Source organism: Paracoccus isoporae, from assembly GCF_900101865.1.
Classification (GTDB): domain Bacteria; phylum Pseudomonadota; class Alphaproteobacteria; order Rhodobacterales; family Rhodobacteraceae; genus Paracoccus; species Paracoccus isoporae.
Window position 1 is genome coordinate 33,465 of the sequence record NZ_FNAH01000010.1, and the last position, 20,947, is coordinate 54,411.

The following is a 20,947-nucleotide window of genomic DNA, read 5'->3' on the forward strand; positions in this document are numbered from 1 at the left end:
GCCGGTCGCGCAGGGGGCGATCAGGCCGGTTGCGGCTGGCCCGAAGCGCGGCGGTCGCGCAGGAACAGCCCGCTGAGCGACAACAGCGCCAGCATCGCCTGCAACAGGAAGAACATGAGATAAGGCGGCGAGGTCGTGTCGCGCGCCAGCATTACCGCCTGGCCCAGCACCTCCATCGCCTCCAGCCCGACCTCGGTGCCGAGGATGACCACGAAGGCCAGGAACAGCGGGGCGCGGGTGTCCGTGCCGGCCAGCCGGTCCACGGCGAAGATCGCGGCGGTCAACGCCATGCCCACACCCGCCCCGGTGACCGAGCGGGAGGCGATGAAGAGCAGATTCTCCGTCTCGATCCCGTAGCCCGGCACCAGCAGCCCCGGATAGGCCATGTAGGAGGCAAGCCCGGCCAAGCTCAGCCCGACGCCCAGCAGGATCAGCAGGGATTGCGACACCCCCCATCGCAGCGCCGCGGCGGTCAGCAGGGTCGCCGCGACCTGTGCCAGCGCCGAGATGGTCGCGCGATCCGCGATCAGCGTGTTGGAGCACAGATGCCGCACCATGAAAGCGTTGTCGTAGAACCCCGTCGTCGCCATGTTCAGCAGGAACAGCATGAGAAACAGCCCGGCCATCTGGCGTCCGCCCCCGGTGGAGCTTGCATTTCCGGCCTGCGCCCGCGCGCGCCGCCAGACCCGGATCAGCCAGCCGAGGCAGACCACCATCAGCCCTGCCGCCGGCATCACCAGGGCAGAGCGCAGCCCTTCGACCGAGATCAGGAAGGTGACAAGCTGGAAGCTGAACAGCGCCATGAGCGCCGCGAACAGCATCCCGCCTTGCATCGGCGGCGCGGCAGCGCCCGTTCGCGGGGCGTCCCGCATCCGCAGCAGCCCCATCGCGAAGAGAAAACTCAGCAATATGCCGGCAAATCCCAGGAAGAACACGTCGAGCCCGTATCGCGGGGCCACCACCCGCACCAGTTGCGGGGTGATCAGAAAGGCGCAGGGCATGGCCACCGACCACGCCCCCAGCATCAGCTTGCGATGCCGCTCGCCCTCGGCGCGGTCGATCCAGCGTTGTGAGATCGGCGCCAGCGTCGCCAGCCCGAATCCCAGCAGCGGGAACAGCACCGCCACGGCGGCGACACGGATATCGACCGGCGGGGCCAGAAAGAACAGCACTGCCAGCCCGCCCGCCGCCGCGATGGACAGCAATGTCATCGCCACCGCCAGCGGATCGGTGCGGAACCGCTGCATCAGCCAGGGGGCCAACAGCAACGACAGCAGCACCGCGCCCATGAGCTGCTCGATCAGCATCGTCGTCGCCTCGACCGAGATCGACAGGAAACTGGCGAAGCTGCCCTGCGAGATCGACACGGTCGAGGTGACGACCGAGCGCAGACCGTTGCCCAGGACGATCAGCAGCGCCAGAAGCAGCAGCCCGGCGCTATTCATGCCCGGCGACGCGCCCCAGATGTTCGGCCAGCCTTATGCCCATGGCAGCAATGGTCAGCGAGGGCGCATTGACCGGGCAACTGACATGAGTGCTGGCGCCAAGGATATACAGGTTGTCATGCTGGTGGGTCTTCAGATCCGGCGTCACCACCGAACCTGCCGGATCGGTCCCCATCCGCGTGGTGCCGCCGATGATGGCGTTCGACAGATAGGGCGTGTTGGTCTGGATGTCGGCCGCGCCCATCCGCGTCAGCACCTCGGTCGAGACGGTCTTCGCCACCTCCATCCCGGCGCGGGTGTAGTCATCCACGGTGAAGGCGATGCGCGGTTTCGGGATGCCGGCGCTGTCCTTCTGATCGGACAGCGTGATCCGGTTCTCGGGATCGCCCAGGGTTTCGGCCGAGGAGTTGAGCCGGACATGGCGCGATATCTGCTCGTTCAGCGCGCTGACAAGCGCCTCGCCCCGCATCCCCTGCGCGATCAGTTCTTCGGACAGCTTGGTCGCATCGGAATTGCCGCTCCAGCCATTATTCATGAAGGAGGTGCCGAAGGGCGCGTAATCCTTGCGGAACTCACCATCGCGATACTCGGTGATGCCGGATGTCTGCTGCGGGCCGCGATACGGATAGACCGGGTCGCTGACCGTGCCCCAGACATCGATATTCCATTGCGACAGCAGGTTGCGGCCGACCTGGTCGCTGCCATTGGCAACCCCGTTCGGCGCGCCCTCCTGCGCGGAGTTCAGCAACAGCCGCGGCACCTCGACCGCGTGGCAGGCCAGCACATAGGTCTTGGCGGTGACGCGCTGCGTGCTGCCATCCGGGCGGCGGATGGTCAGCCCCACAACGCGCTGATCGGGGCCGAGCGAGATATGGGTGACGAGCGCCTGAAGCTCCACCCGCGCGCCGGCCTTGACCGCCCGGTCCATCTCCACCGAGGCGTCGTATTTCGCCCCGATCGGGCAGATCGGCACGCAGGTGTTGTTGCCGCAGCAGACCGGCCGGTCGTCATAGATGACCGAGTTGCGGGCATGGCTGAAGATCGCGGCATGCAGCCCCATCGCGTCGAGCGCCTGCGACTGGATCTGGCGATCCATCCAGGAGGCCGGGATCGGCGGCATCGGATAGGGGTCGCCTTCCTGACGCGGCGCGCCCCAGACATGGTCGGGATCGCCCGCCACGCCCCAGCGGATCTCGGCCTCGCGGTAATAGGGCAAAAGATCCTCATACCGGATCGGCCAGTCCGTGCCGCGGCCATAGAGCGTCGCGGCCCGGAAATCCTCCGGCCGCAGCCGGTCGGCAAAGCCGGTCCAGTGCCAGCTCGTGCCGCCATAGATCCGCAGATAGGCACCGACGAACCGCTCCGGCCCGGCCTGGTCGTAGAAATCGTCGTAATTCGTGTCCAGCGGATGGGGCGCGAAGTCCTGACTGGGATAGGGCGCCTGCGGCCCCTTGACCGGGTTCAGAAAGAAATCCGACAGGTATTCGCCGCGCGTCTTGCGCCCGCCGGCTTCCAGCACCAGCACGTCGCGCCCGGCCTCGGCCAGGCTGCGCGACAGATGCCCGCCGCCCATGCCCGCACCGACGATGACGATATCGGCGCTCAGATCGCCCGCCTCGCTCATGCCGCGCCCCATTCACCGTTCCAGTAACCGAATTCCGGCCCCGCACAAAGCGCCGGGGCCTTCGCGAAGCTGAGCGATTTCCAGCACAGCGCCACCGGGTAGTTGACCATCTGCGCGGTTTTGTCGTCCGGGTCGGCCGAGCCGGTGAACAGCGCCGCGGTCAGCCATTGCAGATGCGCCTCGCGGGTCGGATCGGACTGCGCCGTCAGCACATCCGCCACCCCGGCCCGGGCGACATGGGCGACCAGATCATCAAGCGCCGCCGCGCCGAATTTCGCGACGAAGCCGTCTGAGACGCTGCCTAGAAGCTGTGGCGCCATCTCGACCGGGCCGGCGAGGGCGTAGAGCACCGAGTGAAACAGCGCCCGGTCGCGCACATCGTTCAACGACCGCGCCACGGCCGCGCCGGGCATCAGCATGCCCGGCATCACCGCCAGTGCTGCGGCACTCGCGCCGCCGCGCAGCAGGGCGCGTCGCGTGGGCGCGGCCCGCATCACGGGGCCGAGACCAGCACATAGCCGCGCGAGCGGTCCGAGGCGTCATCGGTCAGCATCATCGCGTCATGCAGCTTCTGCACGCTGATCCAGACCGGCGGATATTTGTATTTCGCAACGTCGAGGATCAGCACCGTGTCGGTCGACTCGTCATAGGCCGCGACCGGCGAGATATGACCGTCGCCCTCCTGCGGCAGCGCCTTGCGCGAGTAATTCGCCACGAAGCGGGTATTGCGGTCGGACAGTGCGGTCTTGATCGCCTCGCGCAGCGCGTCAACGCTGGTCTCATCGGCAAAGTGATGTTCGGCTACCAACCCCAGATTCTCGATGAAGGTGTCGAGCTGCGCCAGCGTCAGCCCCTCATGCTCGACCATGGCGAAGGATTTCAGCTTCTGGTTCGCCTCGTTGAACAGCGTGTCCTGGGTGAACAGCTTCCACGGATACAGCCGGTCCGGCGAGGGGCGCTCAATATTCAGCGAATTGGCGACGCCCGCCACGGTGGCCGGCCCGCAGAAGGTCTGGATCTCCTCATATTCGAGATAGGAGGCGAGGCTGAAATAATCCCGCTTCAGCTCGGTGCCGATGAACCGGTCCTCGCCTTCCTCAGTCGTCAGATAGACAAGATCCTCGGCCAGACCCAGCGATGGGGCAAGCGCGAGCGTCAGGGCGGCGGCGATCAGTTTGTGCTGAACCATGCGGCAATCTCCTCGATATCTTTGTCGGAAAGCTCTTCGCTGAAATGGCGCATCACATCGGCCGGTCCGCCGCTGCGAGAGCCGCTGCGATAGGATTTCAGCGCGCTGACCAGGTAATCCGCGCGCTGCCCGGCGATGATCGGCACGCCCGCCACCAGCGGATTGCCATCGGCCGAATGGCAGGAGACGCAGCCCGAGACGAGCGGCGGGATGGCCGGCGCCTCGTCGGCCGCGGCGCTCAGCGGCAGCAATGCGATCAGCGCGGCAGCCTTATGCCTGAATAGCGACATTCAACATCATCCCCAGATCTTCATGTGGCAGAATATGGCAGTGCATGACGAAGCGGCCGTCGAAATCCTCGAACCGCATCCGCACCGTCGCCGTGCCCCCGGCGGGCACGGGAATCGTGTCCTGCCAGTGCTTGTAGGCCAGCGGCACCCCGTTCAGCGCCACGACCTGCATCGGATTGACATGGACATGGATCGGATGCGGGAAGGGGGTGGTGTTCACGAACTCCCATTCCTCGGCCTGACCCAGCCGGGCGACGATGTCGTCGCGCCTGGGATCGAAGGGCTGGCCGTTCAGCGTGAACACGGTGTTCTTGAACATGCCCGGCGTGTCGGTGACGCCCAGCACGATCTGGCGGCGGTTGTCGATCTCGTCATCGGTGATGTCGGTCAGGATGCGGTTCTTCGGCAACGGCCCTGACGGCAGCGCGGTGCCCATCTTCACGTCGGCTGCGACCTTGTCCGAGCCGGTCGGCAGCACGATCACATCGGCCATCTGCACCTCGGGCAGCTCCATCTTGCCCTGCCGGAACGCCGGACGGACCAGCGTATAGACCCCCGGCGCGCCGGCCTTGACCATCAGGTTCATCCGGTTGCCCGGCGCGATGAAGATCTCATCGGTCTCACGCGCCGCGGGATAGGGGTTGCCGTCGAATCCGACCTCGTGCAACTCAAGCCCCGCAAGCTGCAAGGGCAGGAATTGCTGGTCGCCCGCATTCAGCATCCGCCAGTGCTGGACCTCGCCCGCCCGGATATAGATGCGCGGGCGGAACTGGCCGTTGACCAGCCAGAACCGTTCCGCATCCAGCGACCAGATCGTGTCGTAGCTTTCCAGATCCTCGCTTTTCGGATCGACCACCGGCGACTGGAACACTAGAACCCGTTCGATGGCCGCCGCGATCTCCGGCACCTCGTCCAGCGTGCCCTCCACGATCATCATCCCGCCGCAGCCCGACGCCACCTGCAACGCCACCGAGCCGTGGCGATGCGGGTGATACCAGTAATTCCCGGCCGGATGATCCTCGGGCAGGCGCACGACGTAGTTGAAGCTCTCGCCCGGATTGATCTGCAGATAGACATTGTCCGAATTCGCCTTCGGACTGACATGGAAGCCGTGGAAATGCAGATTGGTGGAGTTGAGCTGGTTGGGCGTGTTCAGCACCGGCGCGGCGCTGTCGCGGTTGGGCGGCATGTTGTTATGGAGCGTGATCTCCATCTCGTCGCCGGGATGGACGCGGAAGGTCGGGCCGGGGATCTCGCCCTCGTAAAGCCGCAGCCGGGCCTTGGCATAGGGCAGTTCGTAATCGCTCATCCGCATGGTCAATTCATGCCGGAACCGGCCATTGACCGAGTGCACCTCGCGCGGGTTGTGCAGGTCATCCGCCAGCCCCAGCGGCGAGCGCGCCGGGATCTCGGTTTTCATCTGCAACGCCGCCGAGGCCCTGCCGCTGCCCAGAACGGCGGCGGCTCCCGCTCCGGCAAGGGCCGTGGCCCCCAGCAGCAGCGCGCGGCGGGAGATGATCGCTGGCTGCTGCCCGTCGCTATGCGAGGCGTGGGGCATCGGCTGACCTCCGGTCGGTACAGATTTACAACTCAGAGTTTAGACGGACCTTGCGTCATTTCAATATTTCTTTTGGAAACAGGTGATTGTCGCGCGCGGGGGAAGGCTGCGGGGATCGTCCCTGGCCAGCATGGGCTGGCCGCAGCCCGTCTGCCGCGCTTGCCGGAAACATAACCGCCGGGCAGAGAAACGCGGTCCGCGCGGTCCGAATCGTCCAAGCTCCGGCCGGTTTCAGCCCGACGGCGATGCGGCTGCGCGACGGTTCAGCTTTCGTCCGGCCGGCTGCGGGCCAGGGCGGACAGCGCTTCGCGGACCTGCCCAAACTGCGCCATGCGCCGCGCCGCGCGCTCTGCGTCGTGGGGCGGGGATGGGATCGGATCCGCTGCGACCGGCTGGGGCGGCGACATGCCCTGTCCCGCCATCGCCATATGGACCAGCCCGAGCGCGGTGCTTTCCACTTCGGCCGCGCGCCGCACCGGCTGGCCCAGCAATCCCGCGAGGAAGCCCAGAAGGTAGTCGTTCCGCGCCATGCCGCCATCGACGGACAGACCGGCGATCGGCTGCAATTCCGCCATCGCCTGCACCGCCTCGGCGACGCGCAGCGCGATCCCTTCCAGCACCGCCTGCATCATGTCGGCCGGACCGTGCTCCAGCCCCAGCCCGATCCAGGCGCCGCGCGCCCTGCGATCCCAGTGCGGGCAGGCCAGCCCGGACAGGGCGGGCAGAAACACCAGCCCGCGATCAATCGCAGCCTCGCCGGCAAAGCGCGCGATCTGGTCATATTCGGCGAACAGACCCAGCGATCTTGCCCAGTCCACCGCCGCGGCGGCGGCATAGACCGCCCCGTCAAGCGCATGGCTGACGGCCTCTCCCGGAAGCTGCCAGGCCACGGTCGGCAGCGGGCCGGGCCGCGCGGGCCGCAGCAATTCGCCGGTCAGGCATTGCACGAAGGCGCCGGTGCCCAGCGTCAGCTTGGCCATGCCGGGGCTGCGGCAGCCATGCCCGTAAAGCGCCGCCTGCTGATCGACGATGCTGGCCGCCAGGATCGGCCCGTCACCGATCCGTCCCAGATCGCCGGCATTTTCGGTGATCCGGGGCAGGGCGTTGACGGGCACCCCGAAGATCTCGCACAGCGTCTCGTCCCAGCACCCTTGCGAGAGGTCCATCAGCGATGTGCGCGAGGCGGTGGCGATGTCGGTCTCATGCCGCCCGGTCAGCCGGTCGCGAAAGAACGCATCCGTCGTCCCCAGTCGTAGCCGGCCCATCCGATGCAGCTCGGCCGCGCGCGGAACATGAGCCATGATCCATCCCAGCTTGGAGGCCGAGAAATACGGGTCCAGCGGCAGCCCGGCGCGCTCCTGAACCTCCGGACCCGCACCCGCCCGGCGCAGCGCGTCGGTGATCCCGGCGGTCCGGTCGTCCTGCCAGACGATGACAGGGCTGATCGCCCGCCCGTCCTGCGCATCCCAGGCCAGGCAGCTTTCGCCCTGATTGGCGATCCCGACCAGATCCGCGCCGGAGGAGTCGATCGCGGCGGCGATATGGCCCAGGATCTCCTCCGGGTCATGCTCGACATGGCCGGGGGCGGGCCGGATCTGGAGATGCGCGCGCTGCATGACCGGGCGCAGCACCCCGTCGTCTCCGTGCAGAAGCGCGCGCGTCGAGGTCGTGCCCTGATCGATGGCGAGGATCTTCATGTCCTGGCCCGGAAGCGCAGCCGCACCGGATCGCTTCCCATCCGCTCGGGCAGCGGCAGCATGATGCGCTGATCCGGCCGCGCGCTGACATGGCGGCTGACCAGCACCGCCTCGTCCTGAACCAGCTCCAGCACGCCATAGCTGGGATGGGCGAAGCGGATCTGGATGCGGTCATGCCGACCGGGTCCCTCCGGCATCAGCATCTGCGGCAGGGCGTAGCGGATGGCGTTGCTCTCGACCGTCAGCGGCACACCCTGTTCCGCATCCGGCAACCGGCCGGACAGATGGGCCGCGATTGCCCGCGCGGCGCGGCGGCCCTCGGCCCAGCACGCACCGGCCGTCTCGACCGGGCGCAGCAGGTTGCCTGCGGCGAAATACCCGTCCATCCCGATCCGCCCGAATGCGTCGATCACCGGTCCGGTCGTGCCGGCATCCCGCGCGATCCCGGCCGCGGCCAGCAGCGTCGCCTCCGACCGGAACTCTCCGGTCAAGAGCACCCCGTCCGCGTCGAGATGCCAGCCCCGGCCGTCCCGCTCCAGCGTCACCCCGGTCACCTGCCCGTCGCCGTGGATCGCGGCGATGCCGGTGTTCAGGCGCAGCTTCACGCCCAGCAGACCGGGCAGCAGCGCCGCGAGACGACGGCTGCGCAGATGCGGGCCGGGTTCGACCATCATCACCGGGCGGATCCCGCCCGTCCGGCAGGTCAGCAGGGCCGAGAAGGACACCAGCTCGCTGCCGAGGATCACGGGGCGGCGAAACGGGATCTGGTGGTTCAGGTGGACCAGCCCCTGCAAGGCGCCGGTGGTCAGGATGCCGCCTGGTTTCTGTCCGCCTATCATCCGCTGGACCCGGCTCGATTCGCGGGTGCCGGTGGCCAGCAGCACCGCGCCCGCCGACAGGCGCGCGATGCCGTCCGGGCTGCTCAGCTCCAGCTCCGGGCCGGGACGGATCGCGGTGACGGTGGTCCGGCAGCGGATCTCGGCCCCGGCCCGGTTTGCGGCGGCGGCCAGACGGGCGGCATAGGCGGCGCCCCCCATGATCCGGCGAAATTCGCGCATGCCGTAGGGAGAATGGCCGCAATGGCGCGGGATGCCGCCTGGCTCGGCCTCGCGTTCCAGCACGACAATGCGCCCCGCGCCGCGCCGCGCCAGCTCTGCCGCGGCCGCCAGACCGGCCGGGCCCGCGCCGATGATGGCGACGTCAGCCTGCATCGCCGTTACCGCCCCGCCGATCCGCCGGGCGGCTCATTGGCTGGCTGAGGCGTCCTTTCGTGATCCGCGCCAGTTCCGCCGTGCAGTAGAACCCCTGGCAGCGCCCCATCGTCACACGCGTCCGCCGCTTCAGCCCGGCCAGCGAATGGGCCGGGGCGGGCGCACTCAGCGCGGCCTCGATCTCGCGGCGCGTGACCAGTTCGCAATGGCAGACGATGCCGTCATTGCCGGGCGCGCGCCAGTCCCGCGCGCCGAACTGATCCAGCACCGGCATGCGGAGCCAGTGCACCGGGCGGGCGGCCTGGCGCCCGGCAAGCCGCGCCACATGCGTGGCGATGCCGAGCGCGGCCGACAGCCCGGTGGAGCGGATCCCGCCTACCGTGATCAGTCCCTCGGACAGATCGGCGCGGATGCGATAGGATTTCTCCTCGCTCGCAGGGCGCAGCCCGGCATAGGCGGCGGTGATCTCGCATTCCGCGAGGCCCGGCAGGATCTTGCGCCCGGTGCGCCGCAGCGTCTCCAGCGTCTCGGGCACCAGGCCGGCCTCGTCGCGGCTCTCCTGTTCCTCGGCGGTGGGGCCGACCAGCAGATTGCCGTAGATCGTGCGGCAGACCACGACGCCCTTGGTCCGCTTGCCCGGGACCGGCAGCAGGATATGCCGCGTCAGCGCCGCGGCGGGCTTGTCATAGACGATGAACTGGCCCTTGCGCGGCCGGATCTCGAAGAAGCTCTCGCCGGTCAGCAGCCGGGCGACGTGATCTCCCCACAGGCCGGCCGCATTGACGACCAGGCCGGCCGCGCAGGGCCCGGCGGTGGTGTCGAGCTGCCAGTGATCCGCCAGGCGGCGCCCGCCCGCCACCTCGGCCCGGCAGCGCAGATCCGCGCCGTGCGCGATGGCCTGGTAGAGATAGGCATGCGCCGCCGACCACGGGTCGATCAGCGATTCATCGGCCACCCGGAACCCGCCTTGCACCGAGGCGGCAAGCCCCGGTTCCAGCCGGCGCAGTTCGCCTGCGGTCAGCGGGTCGATATCCGCGATCCCGTTGCGGCGCGCCTGATCCATCAGCGCGGGCAGGGCGGCCGTCTGCTCCTCCGTCCAGGCCAGCACGAGCGCACCGCAGCGATCCAGCGGCAGGTTCAGCCGCTCGCGGATCTCCAGATACTCGGCATGGCCGGCGCGGATACAGTCCAGCTCCAGCGAGCCGGGCGGGGCGTCGAACCCGGTATGCAGGATGGCGCTGTTCGCCTTCGAGGCACCGTCGAGCACGTCATGCCCGCGTTCCAGAATCACCACGCTTGCGCCGTCTATGGCAAAGCGCCGCGCGATGGCGCAGCCGACCACGCCCGCGCCGATCACCGCGACATCATATCCGGCTGCCTTTGCCATCCGCTCTCCGAGATCCCGCAGGGATCATAGCAGGATTGACCGAACGGGCAACGATTTTGCCCTATTTGTGGGATCAGGTCCGGCGCCGGGTCAAACGCGCATAATATTTGTTGACACGGGCGAAGCCGGTCGGGTTGGCTTGGCTGGACAGGGTGGGACCATGAAACCGCGCGAAAGACGCTTGCAGATCGAGACGATCATCCAGCACGAAGGCTCCGTCAGCGTCGAGACGCTGGCCGATCGCTTCCGCGTCTCCACCGAAACCATCCGGCGCGACCTGGTTCATCTGGCCGAGGCCGGTCGGGTGATGAAATTCCACGGCGGCGCGCGCAGCGCCCGGCTGCTGACCGAGCCGAGCATGACCGTGCGCGCCGCGACCGCGGGCGAGGAGAAGCTGCGCATCGGGCGGCGCCTGGCCGACGCGATCGATCCAGGTGCGACGCTGTTCATCGACACCGGCTCGACCACGCTGGCGGCGGCGCCGGCCCTGGCCGAGATCCCCGGCCTGACCGTCATCACCAATTCCTGCAATCTTGCGGACACGCTCAGCCGCGCGCGCGCCGACATGGCGGTGCATCTGCTGGGCGGGCTCTACAGGGCGGAGAACGCCCAGACCGTCGGCCCGTCAGTGCTGTCACAGATCGATCACTACCAGGCCGATCACTGCGTGCTGACCGTGGCCGCCCTGTCGGCGGAGATCGGGGCCATGGATGCCAGCCATGACGAGGCGCAGATCGCGCGCGCCATGCTGGGCAACGCGCAAAACCTGATCGTGCTGGCCGACAGCTCCAAGCTGGAGCGCCGCGCCGCCTTCACCGTCTGCCGCAGCGAGCGGATCGATCTGCTCATCACCGACGACCGGGTCGCGTCCGAAACCCGCAGCCGGCTGGCCGAACGCAATGTCAGGGTCTGGACCTGACCGAGACCGAGGAGGGACAATGCCTGGGATCATTCGCCGCTATGTCCGGGTCGTGGACCGGCTCAGCGATTGGGCAGGGTGGCTGGCCGCGGCGCTGATCTTCGTGATGATCGCCACGCTGCTGCTGGATGCGGTGACGCGCAATGTCATCAACATGCCGGTGCATTGGGCCATCGAGTTCACCCAGTTCACCCTCGCCGCCTATTACTTCCTGGGCGGCCCGTTCACGCTGATGCGCGACGACCATGTGCGGATGGACCTGCTCTATGCCAGCCTCTCGGCACGCGGCCAGGCCCGGCTGGACCTGATTACCGTCTGGTGCCTGATCTTCTATCTGGTGGTGATGCTGATGGGCGGCATCTCCAGCCTGCAATACGCCATCGAGACGGATGAGCGGCGCTTCTCGATGTGGAACCCCTCGGTCATTCCGATCAAGGCTCTGATGGTGGTCTGCCTGGTGCTGATGCTGATGCAGGCGTTTTCACTGGTGTTCAAACATATGGCCACGCTGCGCGGAGAAGAGATCGCATGAGTTACGAGGCGATTGCCCTTCTGATGTTCGCCTCGATGATCCTGCTGCTGATCTCGGGGCAGCGGGTCTTTGCGGCCATCGGCTTCGTGGCCGCCGGTTCGGCGCTGCTGCTCTATGGGCAGGGTGCGATCGAGCTCCCGTTCAACCAGGTGTTCAAGCTGTTCAACTGGTACGCGATGCTGACCCTGCCGATGTTCATCTATATGGGCTATATCCTGTCGGAATCCGGCATCGCGGAAGATCTGTACAAGATGCTGCATGTCTGGTTCGGCCGGGTGCGCGGCGGGCTGGCCATCGGCACGGTGTTCCTGATGGTCATCATCTCGGCAATGAACGGGCTGTCGGTCGCCGGCATGGCCATCGGCGCCACCATCGCGCTGCCCGAGATGCTGCGCCGGGGATATGACAAGGTGCTGATCTCGGGCGTGGTGCAGGGCGGCTCGTCGCTGGGCATCCTGATCCCGCCCTCGGTGGTGATGGTGCTGTTCGGCATGATCGCGCGGCAGCCGGTGTCGAAGCTGTGGTTTGCCGGGCTGGTGCCGGGGCTGATCATGGCGGCGATGTTCACCGTCTATATCCTCGTCCGCGCCCGGATGAACCCGTCCCTCGCCCCGGTAGTGGAGGAGGACGAGCTGAACATGCCGCTGCGCGAGAAACTGGCGCTCGCCCGCGCCGGGATCATTCCCTTTGCCATCTTCTTCCTGATGACCGGGCTGTTCGTGATGGGCTACACCTCGCTTGTCGAAAGCTCGGCGGTGGGGGCGACGGCGGCGACGCTCGCCGCGATGGTCAAGGGGCGCTTCACCTGGAAGCTGATCCGCGACACCTCGCTGAAAACCCTGTCGGTGAGCTGCATGTTCCTGTGGCTGATCCTGGCGGCGCTTGCCTTCGGCGCGGTGTTCGATGGGCTGGGCGCGGTGCGCGCCATCGAGAACCTGTTCCTGAACACATGGGATCTGGGGCCGTGGCAGGTCATCATCATGATGCAGCTTTCGTTCATCCTGATGGGGATATTCCTGGACGACACCGCCATGCTGGTCATCGTCGCGCCGCTTTATGTGCCGCTTGTGGGTATGCTGGATCTGGGCTTCGACAACCAGCTGATCTGGTTCGGCGTGCTCTATACGATCACCTGCCAGATTGCCTATATCACGCCGCCTTTCGGCTATAACCTGTTCCTGATGCGCTCGCTCGCGCCGAAGGAGATCACGCTGATCGACATCTACCGTTCGATCTGGCCCTTCGCGCTGATGATGGCGATCACCATCGCGCTCGTGATGATGTTCCCCGGCATCGCGCTGTGGCTGCCCGAGCAGATGAATGTCCGGGGCTGACGCGCCCCGACCCAATCGAGGCCCCGCCAAGAGGGCCAAACCCCAACAGAGAGGAAACGACATGACCAAGACACCGATCACCCCGTCCGAAAGGATCCTGTCCAGCCGCCGAAAATTCCTGCAAACTGCAGGGATCGGCGCGGCCGCATCGACGCTGGCCGCGCCCGCGGTGCTGGCGCAGGGCGGGCCGATCCGCTGGCGGCTCCAGACCTATTCCGGTGCGCCGCTCGGCGCCCATGTCATCAAGCCGCAGATCGACGCCTTCAACGCCGCCGCCAATGGCGAGATGGAGATCGAGCTCTACTATGCCGACCAACTCGTGCCGACCGCCGACCTGTTCCGCGCCATGCAGAACGGCACCATCGACGCGGTGCAGTCGGATGAGGCGACCATGGCCTCGCCCGTCGATATCTCGGTCTTTGGCGGGTATTTCCCGTTTGCCACCCGCTACAGCCTCGATGTGCCGTCGCTGTTTAATTATTACGGGCTGAACGAGATCTGGCAGGAAGCCTATGACGAGGTCGAGAACGTCACCTGGCTGTCTTCGGGCGCGTGGGATCCGTTGCATATCTTCACAGTCGACAAGCCGATCCGCAGCCTTGAGGATATGCGCGGCCTGCGCGTCTTCGGCGTGCCGACGGCGGGGCGGTTCCTGTCGCGCTACGGGCTGATCCCGGTGACGATCCCCTGGGACAATGTCGAGGTCGCGATGCAGACCGGCGAGCTGGACGGCGTGGCGTGGTGCGGATTTACCGAGGCCTATGAGGTGGGCTGGGCCGATGTCTGCAATTACGCGCTGACGAACTCCGTCACCGGCGCATGGTTCGGCAGCTATTTCGCCAATACCGAAAGCTGGAACAAGGTGCCGCCGCATCTGCAACAGCTCTTCCGCTCGACCATCGACCAGTCGCATTACTACCGCGCCGTCTGGTACTGGGGCGGCGAGGCGCGTCTGCGGGTCGAGGGCGAGAAAATGGAGCTGACCAGCCTGCCGGACGAGGAATGGGATCAGGTTGTCTCCGACGCGCAGGGCTTCTGGGACGAGGTCGCGGGATCGAGCGACCGCGCCGGGCGCGTGGTGCAGGCATTCAAGGATTACGCCGCCAATATGGAAAAGGCCGGCTACCCTTATCGCTGATCGCCAAGACCTGCCGGGCGCGGTCCGCCGCGCCCGGCCCCTGACCGGAGGATGACATGCCCGCCAATCTGAGCCTGGACGAATTGCGGACCGCCTGGAAGGCGGGCGAGATCGACACGGTGGCCGTCGCCCTGATCGACATGCAGGGAAGGCTGATGGGCAAGCGTTTCCATGCGCAGCATTTTCTGGATGCGCATGACGAGACCCATTGCTGCAACTATCTGCTGGCCACGGATTACGAGATGTTCACCGTGCCGGGATACAAGGCCAGCAGTTGGGAACAGGGTTACGGCGACTACGTCATGCGCCCGGACCTCTCGACCCTGCGCCGCCTGCCCTGGGCGCCGGGCACGGCGCTGTGCATGGCCGATCTGCTGGATCATCACAGCCATGAGCGGGTGCCGCACGCGCCGCGCAATGTGCTGGCCCGGCAGGTCGAACGCGCCCGCGCCATGGGGTTCGAGCCGATGATGGCGACCGAGCTTGAATTCTTCATGTTCGAGGAAAGCTTCAAGGATCTCTTCGACGCGGGCTATCGCGGCATGACCCCTACGGCGCGGTTCAATGTCGATTATGCGCTGACCGAAACCTCGGGCGACGAGGCGGTGATGCGGGCTTTGCGCAACGGGCTCTATGCGGCGGGCGTGCCGGTGGAGACCAGCAAGGGCGAGGCCGAACGCGGCCAGCACGAGATCAACGCGCGCTATTCCGACGCGATGGATGCGGCGGACATGCATATCCTCATCAAGACCGCCGCCAAGGACATCGCGCGCGCGGCGGGGCGGTCCGTGACCTTCATGGCGAAATATCATCAGGACAAGGTCGGCTCGTCCTCGCATGTGCATCAGTCGCTGGCAAAAGACGGCGCGAACGCGTTCCACGACGCGGGCGACGATCTGGGCATGTCGGCGCTGATGAAATCCTATGTCGCGGGGCAGCTTGCCCATGCCGATGCGCTGACCCTGTTCCTTGCGCCCAATATCAACAGCTATAAACGCTTCGTCGCCGGCACCTTCGCGCCGACCCGCGCGGTGTGGAGCGTCGATAACCGCACCGCCGGGTTCCGGCTTTGCGGTGATGGCACCAAGTCGGTGCGCATCGAATGCCGGATCGGGGGCGCGGATCTGAACCCCTACATGGCTTGTGCGGCGCTGCTGGCTGCGGGTCTCGACGGGATCGAGAGGGGGATGGAGCTGTCGGCCCCGTTCGCGGGCGATCTCTACGCCTCGGCCGACGCGCCCGAGATCCCGCGCAACCTGACCGAGGCCGCGCAGGCGGCGATGGACTCGGACATGCTGAAATCCGCCTTCGGCGCGGATGTCGTCTCCCACTACCACCGCGCCGCGCTTTGGGAGATAGAGGAACGGGATCGCGTCGTCTCCGACTGGGAGGTGGCGCGCGGATTCGAACGGTCGTGACGGGGCAGGGCACAAAGATGGCGGAAACGATCAGACTGGTCTCGCCGGTGGATGGCGAGGTGATGGCGGAGCGCAGACCGCTCTCGCGCGAGGCGGCGCGCGACGCCGTGGCGCGGGCGCGGCAGGCGCAGCCGGACTGGGCGGCACGGCCGCTCTCGGAACGGCGCGATCTGGTCATGGCCGGTGTCGAGGCTCTGATCGCCATGAACGACCAGATCGTGCCGGAACTGGCCCGGATGATGGGCCGCCCGGTGCGTTTCGGCGGCGAAATGGGCGGGGTGCGCGAACGGGCCGAGTATATGGCCCGGATCGCGCAGGACACGCTGGCCCCGCAGATCGTCGAGGATAGCGGCGATGTCCGGCGCGAATTGCGCCGCGTGCCGGTGGGGGTGGTGCTGGTTATCGCGCCGTGGAATTATCCTTTCCTGACCGCGATCAATGCCATCGTCCCGGCGCTGATCGCCGGCAACGCCGTGGTGCTGAAACATGCCAGCCAGACCCTGCTGGCCGGTGAGCGGCTGGAAGAAGCGATGCAGGCCGGGGGCGTTCCTGCCGATGTGTTCCAGAACCTCATCCTCGATCACGCCACGACGGAAACGCTGATTGCGGACCGCCAGTTCGGCTTCGTGAATTTCACCGGCTCTGTCGCGGGCGGGCGCGCGATCGAACGCGCGGCGGCGGGTGGGTTTACCGGCACCGGGCTGGAGCTGGGCGGCAAGGATCCGGGCTATGTGGCCGAGGATGCCGATCTGGACGCCGCCGTGGCCGGGCTGATGGACGGGGCGATGTTCAATTCCGGGCAATGCTGCTGCGGGATCGAGCGGATCTATGTGCACGAGAGCCTCTATGACGATTTCGTCGCGAAGGCTGCGGACTGGACGCGAGATTTGAAGCTGGGCGATCCGACCGAGGATGACACCACGATGGGACCGATGGCCCATGCCCGCTTAGCGGCCCTCGTCCGCGACCAGACCCGGCAGGCCATTGCGCAGGGCGCGCGCGCGTTGATCGACCCGGCCGAATTCCCCGCCGATGACGGCGGCGCCTATCTCGCCCCGCAGATATTGGTGGATGTCACCCACGAGATGGCCGTGATGCGCGAGGAGAGCTTCGGGCCGGTCGTGGGCATCATGCCGGTCGCGGATGACGATGAGGCGATCCGGCTGATGAATGACAGCGATTACGGGCTGACCGCCTCGATCTGGACCGCCGATCCCGACCGCGCCGCGCGGATCGGGGACCGGCTCGAGACCGGCACCGTGTTCATGAATCGCTGCGACTATCTCGACCCGGCCTTGTGCTGGACCGGGGTCAAGGATACCGGGCGCGGGGCCAGCCTGTCGGCGCTTGGCTATCACGCCGTGACCCGGCCGAAATCCTTCCATCTGAAAAAGGTGACCGCATGAGCCTGACCGCCAACTGGTCCTATCCGACCGCGGTGAAATTCGGCGCGGGCCGGATCGCGGAGCTCCCCGAGCATTGCCGCGCGGCGGGCATCGGAAAGCCGCTGCTGGTCACCGACCGCGCCCTGGCCGCGCTGCCGATCACCGCGCAGGCGCTCGATCTGCTGGAGGACGCCGGACTGGGCCGCGCCGTCTTTGCGGAGGTCGATCCGAACCCCGATGAACGCAACATGGCGGCGGGCATCGCCGCCTATCGCGCCGGCGGGCATGACGGGGTGATCTGTTTCGGCGGCGGCTCGGCGCTCGATCTGGGCAAGATGATCGCGCTGATGCATGGCCAGTCCATCCCGGTCTGGGATCTGGAGGATATCGGCGACTGGTGGACCCGCGCCGATGCCGATGCCATCGCGCCGATCATCGCCGTCCCGACTACCGCCGGAACCGGCTCGGAGGTCGGGCGTGCGGGCGTGCTGACCAACAGCGCGACCCACAAGAAGAAGATCATCTTCCATCCCAGGCTGCTGCCCGCCGTCACCATCTGCGACCCGGAACTGACCGTCGGCATGCCCCGCGCCATCACCGCGGGGACCGGCATGGATGCCTTCGCCCATTGCCTGGAGGCCTATTGCAGCCCGCATTACCACCCGATGAGCCAGGGCATCGCACTGGAAGGGCTGCGGCTGGTGAATGAGAACCTGCCCCGCGCCTATGCCGAGCCGGAGGATCTGGAGGCCCGCGCCCATATGATGAGCGCGGCGGCGATGGGCGCCGTCGCCTTCCAGAAAGGGCTGGGCGCGATCCACAGCCTCAGCCATCCGGTCGGCGCGGTCTACGGCACGCATCACGGCACCACCAATGCAGTCGTCATGCCGATGGTGCTGGATTTCAACCGGCCCGCAATCGCCGACCGTCTGGACCGCGCCGCCGATTACCTGGGCATCGGCGGCGGGTTCGACGGGTTCCGCGACCGGGTGCTGGAGCTGCGCGCGGAGCTGGCCATCCCGCCCAGCCTCGCCGCACTCGGTGTCGCAACCGACCGGCTGGACGAGTTGACCGCGATGGCGCTGGAAGATCCCTCCTGTGGCGGCAACCCGGTCGAGATGACGCGCGAGAACACCCGCGCGCTGTATGAGACCTGCATGGAGGACGCGCGACCGGCGGGCTGAGCGCCGCCGCGGGCGCGCGGTTCAGCAGCCGGGATAGTTCACCGCGATGCCGCCGCGCGAGGTTTCCTTGTATTTGTCGTTCATCTCCTGCCCGGTCTCGCGCATCACCGTGATGCAGTTGTCGAGCGGCATGAAATGCGCGCCGTCGCCGCGCAAGGCCAGGCTCGCGGCCGACACCGCCTTGATCGCGCCCATCGCGTTGCGTTCGATACAGGGCACCTGAACCAGCCCGGCGGCGGGATCGCAGGTCATGCCCAGATGATGTTCCAGCGCGATCTCGGCGGCGTTTTCCACCTGCTCGTTGCTGCCGCCCAGCACCGCGCACAGCCCCGCCGCGGCCATGGCGGAGGCCGAGCCGACCTCGCCCTGACAGCCCACCTCAGCGCCCGAGATCGAGGCATTGTGCTTGATCAGCCCGCCGATCGCCGCCGCCACCAGCAGGTAGTCATGCAGCTTCTCGCGGCTGGCGCCCACGCAGTGATCGACATAGTAGCGCCCGACCGCCGGCACGATACCCGCAGCACCATTGGTGGGCGAGGTCACGACGCGCCCGCCCGCCGCGTTCTCCTCGTTCACCGCCAGCGCATAGAGGCTGATCCAGTCATTCACCTGATGCGGCTGGTTGATATTGTTGCCGCGCTCGTCCAGCAATTGCCGGTGCAGCGCCTTGGCCCGGCGCCGGACCTGCAAGCCGCCTGGAAGGATCCCCTCCTGCACCAGCCCGCGCTCGATGCAGCCATCCATCGCCGACCAGATCCCGTCCAGCCGCTCGCGCAGAGCCGCGCCGTAAATGGCGGTCTCGTTGCTGCGCTTCATCTCCGCGATGGTCTTGCCCGCCGCCCTTCCCATGCGCAGCATCTCTTCGGCGTTGTCGAAGGCGAATGGCACGTCGCTGCGGCTGGCGGGCGCATCGCCCTTGCGCGCGGCATCGGCCTCCATCTCGGCTTCGGTCAGCACGAAGCCGCCGCCGACCGAGTAATAGGTCTGCCGGTGATAGAGCTTGCCGTCGCGGTCATGCGCTTTCAGGATCAGCCCGTTCGGATGGCCGGGCAGCGGCGGGCCGTAATCGAACACCAGATCGCTTTCCGGGTCGAAGCGCAACTCTCCCAGACCCTCGGGTTGCACGATCCGGTCGCGCCGCACCTGCGCCTCGATGGTCTCGGCCGCGTCGGGGTCCAGCGTCTCGGGGCGCAGGCCGCACAGACCCAGGATCACCGCCCTGTCGGTGGCATGCCCCTTGCCGGTGAAGGCCAGCGAGCCGTGCAGGCTGGCCGACAGCCCGGCCAGGTCCCCCGCGCCGGGGAATTTCTCGACCCCGCCGCGCAGATCGTCGAGGAACCGCGCCGCCGCCACCATCGGTCCCATCGTGTGCGAGGAGGACGGGCCGACGCCGATCTTGAAGATGTCGAGGACAGAGAGAAACATCAGCCGCCCATCCGTGTGAGGTTGCGATCTCGCCGATGCGAATCCTGCGGTGAGGCGCCGGGCGCGGTGCCGAGGATCAGGGCGGTCGGTCGTATTGTCATGTGCAGCATTGCCTCCTTGCCGCGCAGCTTAGACGTGCGCAGGGCAAAACGCATCGGTGAAAATACCCCTCATCCGGCCAGGCCTTCGGGGGCCGGGCCGTCCGATCTGCGGCGCAGCAACTCGCAGGCCAGTTCGACCCGTCGGCGCGGGGCGGCGGGATTGGCGGCCAGTTCGCACAGAAGATCCAGCGCCGTCGCGCCGAGCGCTTGCATCGGGATCGCCATGACGCTCATCGGCGGGTCGAGAAGCTGCGTCTGCGGCAGCCCGTCGATGGAGATGACCGAGACATCGCCCGGAATGCGCCGCCCGGCGGCGTTCAACGCCCGGTAGGCGCCGATGGCGAGCGCATCGCCGCTGGCCAGGATCGCCGTGAAGGCCATCCCGGTCGCCAGCCGCCGGCTCAGCGCCTCGGCCGCGAGATCGCTGCGCCAGTCATCGACCTCGATCACCAGCGATGGATCGGCGGCTGCGCCCATCGCGTCGCGCCAGCCCTCCTGCCGTCGGGCGATGGTGCGCCGTCCGGGGCAGGTCAGAAACGCGATCCGCTGGTGTCCCAGGGCCCGCAGATGCTGCGTCGCCAATGCCGCGGCAGAGCGGTTGCAGGGCGCCACCGAGGACAGGCGCATATCCGCGTCGTCGCCATTGACCAGCACCACCGGCTTGCGGAAATTGCGCGCCAGCGCCAGCATCCCGCCATCGTCGATGGTCAGCATCAGCACCCCCGCGATGGCGTCGTCTGCGGCCTCTTCCAGAAGAGCGGCCTCATCCGCGACGGTGGAGACATGGCGCGTCTCCACCTCCAGCCCCAGCGTCCGGCAGCGCGCGGAGATGCCTTCCAGCACATGCAGGGTGAACTGGCTGCGGGCGAAATCCAGCAGCGCCGCGCCCGACGCCGCCAGCAGCACCCGCCGCCCGGCCTGAGATGACGGCAACGGGTAATTCAGCCGCAGCGCCATGTCGTGGATCCGCCGCGCCAGCGATGCCTCGACATAGCCGCGCCCCGACAGCGCCCGCGACACGGTGGCGGTCGAGACGCCGCAGCGTTCGGCCACGTCTTTCAACCGCACCCGGCGGGAGATCTGCGCGCGCTTGCCATCGGGTCTCATGCA

At 67.3% G+C, this 20,947-nt stretch carries 18 protein-coding genes; 7 read left to right on the forward strand and 11 right to left on the reverse strand.

Going from position 1 to position 20,947, the window contains the following annotated elements; all coding sequences use genetic code 11:
- Positions 1-20 precede the first annotated feature (20 nt).
- From BLT73_RS13995 to BLT73_RS14035, 9 genes are all read right to left on the reverse strand, one after another.
- Complete coding sequence (locus BLT73_RS13995; protein WP_090524847.1) at positions 21-1,445, reverse strand: hypothetical protein; 1,425 nt, start codon at positions 1,443-1,445, stop codon at positions 21-23.
- Positions 1,438-3,069 (reverse strand): GMC oxidoreductase, encoded by a 1,632-nt coding sequence (locus BLT73_RS14000; protein ID WP_090524964.1) that lies wholly within the window; start codon positions 3,067-3,069, stop codon positions 1,438-1,440. Before BLT73_RS14000 ends, BLT73_RS13995 begins: the two co-directional genes overlap by 8 nt.
- Complete coding sequence (locus BLT73_RS14005) at positions 3,066-3,563, reverse strand: sugar dehydrogenase complex small subunit (protein WP_090524849.1); 498 nt, start codon at positions 3,561-3,563, stop codon at positions 3,066-3,068. The genes BLT73_RS14000 and BLT73_RS14005 overlap by 4 nt, the downstream gene beginning before the upstream one ends.
- The gene (locus BLT73_RS14010; protein ID WP_090524851.1) at positions 3,563-4,258 is read right to left on the reverse strand and encodes a phytochelatin synthase family protein; all 696 of its coding nucleotides are present in this window, start codon (positions 4,256-4,258) and stop codon (positions 3,563-3,565) included. The genes BLT73_RS14005 and BLT73_RS14010 overlap by 1 nt, the downstream gene beginning before the upstream one ends.
- The gene (locus BLT73_RS14015) at positions 4,240-4,548 is read right to left on the reverse strand and encodes a c-type cytochrome (RefSeq protein WP_090524852.1); all 309 of its coding nucleotides are present in this window, start codon (positions 4,546-4,548) and stop codon (positions 4,240-4,242) included. Before BLT73_RS14015 ends, BLT73_RS14010 begins: the two co-directional genes overlap by 19 nt.
- On the reverse strand, positions 4,529-6,106 hold the full coding sequence (locus BLT73_RS14020) for a multicopper oxidase family protein (protein WP_090524855.1): 1,578 nt from the start codon (positions 6,104-6,106) through the stop codon (positions 4,529-4,531). The genes BLT73_RS14015 and BLT73_RS14020 overlap by 20 nt, the downstream gene beginning before the upstream one ends.
- Before the next feature lie 263 nt (positions 6,107-6,369).
- On the reverse strand, positions 6,370-7,803 hold the full coding sequence (locus BLT73_RS14025; protein WP_090524857.1) for an FGGY family carbohydrate kinase: 1,434 nt from the start codon (positions 7,801-7,803) through the stop codon (positions 6,370-6,372).
- Positions 7,800-9,014, reverse strand: a complete 1,215-nt coding sequence (locus BLT73_RS14030; RefSeq protein ID WP_090524859.1) for an FAD-dependent oxidoreductase — start codon at positions 9,012-9,014, stop codon at positions 7,800-7,802. Before BLT73_RS14030 ends, BLT73_RS14025 begins: the two co-directional genes overlap by 4 nt.
- Complete coding sequence (locus BLT73_RS14035; protein ID WP_090524861.1) at positions 9,004-10,401, reverse strand: NAD(P)/FAD-dependent oxidoreductase; 1,398 nt, start codon at positions 10,399-10,401, stop codon at positions 9,004-9,006. The genes BLT73_RS14030 and BLT73_RS14035 overlap by 11 nt, the downstream gene beginning before the upstream one ends.
- Before the next feature lie 160 nt (positions 10,402-10,561).
- Here BLT73_RS14035 and BLT73_RS14040 point away from each other — a divergent pair, with 160 nt between their 5' ends.
- From BLT73_RS14040 to BLT73_RS14070, 7 genes are all read left to right on the forward strand, one after another.
- Positions 10,562-11,320, forward strand: a complete 759-nt coding sequence (locus BLT73_RS14040; RefSeq protein WP_090524863.1) for a DeoR/GlpR family DNA-binding transcription regulator — start codon at positions 10,562-10,564, stop codon at positions 11,318-11,320.
- A gap of 19 nt (positions 11,321-11,339) precedes the next feature.
- Positions 11,340-11,852 (forward strand): TRAP transporter small permease subunit, encoded by a 513-nt coding sequence (locus BLT73_RS14045; protein WP_090524865.1) that lies wholly within the window; start codon positions 11,340-11,342, stop codon positions 11,850-11,852.
- Positions 11,849-13,186 carry a TRAP transporter large permease gene (locus tag BLT73_RS14050; protein ID WP_090524867.1) on the forward strand — a complete coding sequence of 446 codons (1,338 nt, stop codon included), beginning with the start codon at positions 11,849-11,851 and terminating at the stop codon, positions 13,184-13,186. The genes BLT73_RS14045 and BLT73_RS14050 overlap by 4 nt, the downstream gene beginning before the upstream one ends.
- 97 nt (positions 13,187-13,283) lie before the next feature.
- The gene (locus tag BLT73_RS14055; protein WP_218132552.1) at positions 13,284-14,324 is read left to right on the forward strand and encodes a twin-arginine translocation signal domain-containing protein; all 1,041 of its coding nucleotides are present in this window, start codon (positions 13,284-13,286) and stop codon (positions 14,322-14,324) included.
- A gap of 56 nt (positions 14,325-14,380) precedes the next feature.
- Positions 14,381-15,742, forward strand: a complete 1,362-nt coding sequence (locus BLT73_RS14060; RefSeq protein ID WP_090524870.1) for a glutamine synthetase family protein — start codon at positions 14,381-14,383, stop codon at positions 15,740-15,742.
- Between the two features lie 17 nt (positions 15,743-15,759).
- Positions 15,760-17,148 carry an aldehyde dehydrogenase family protein gene (locus BLT73_RS14065; RefSeq protein WP_090524872.1) on the forward strand — a complete coding sequence of 463 codons (1,389 nt, stop codon included), beginning with the start codon at positions 15,760-15,762 and terminating at the stop codon, positions 17,146-17,148.
- Positions 17,145-18,311 (forward strand): iron-containing alcohol dehydrogenase, encoded by a 1,167-nt coding sequence (locus BLT73_RS14070; RefSeq protein ID WP_090524874.1) that lies wholly within the window; start codon positions 17,145-17,147, stop codon positions 18,309-18,311. The genes BLT73_RS14065 and BLT73_RS14070 overlap by 4 nt, the downstream gene beginning before the upstream one ends.
- 21 nt (positions 18,312-18,332) lie before the next feature.
- Here the strand turns inward: BLT73_RS14070 and BLT73_RS14075 are convergent, their stop codons facing one another.
- Positions 18,333-19,736, reverse strand: coding sequence for an L-serine ammonia-lyase (locus tag BLT73_RS14075; protein WP_090524876.1), 1,404 nt, complete (start codon positions 19,734-19,736; stop codon positions 18,333-18,335).
- A 170-nt stretch (positions 19,737-19,906) separates the two neighbouring features.
- The gene (locus BLT73_RS14080) at positions 19,907-20,944 is read right to left on the reverse strand and encodes a LacI family DNA-binding transcriptional regulator (protein WP_090524878.1); all 1,038 of its coding nucleotides are present in this window, start codon (positions 20,942-20,944) and stop codon (positions 19,907-19,909) included.
- Positions 20,945-20,947 lie beyond the last annotated feature (3 nt).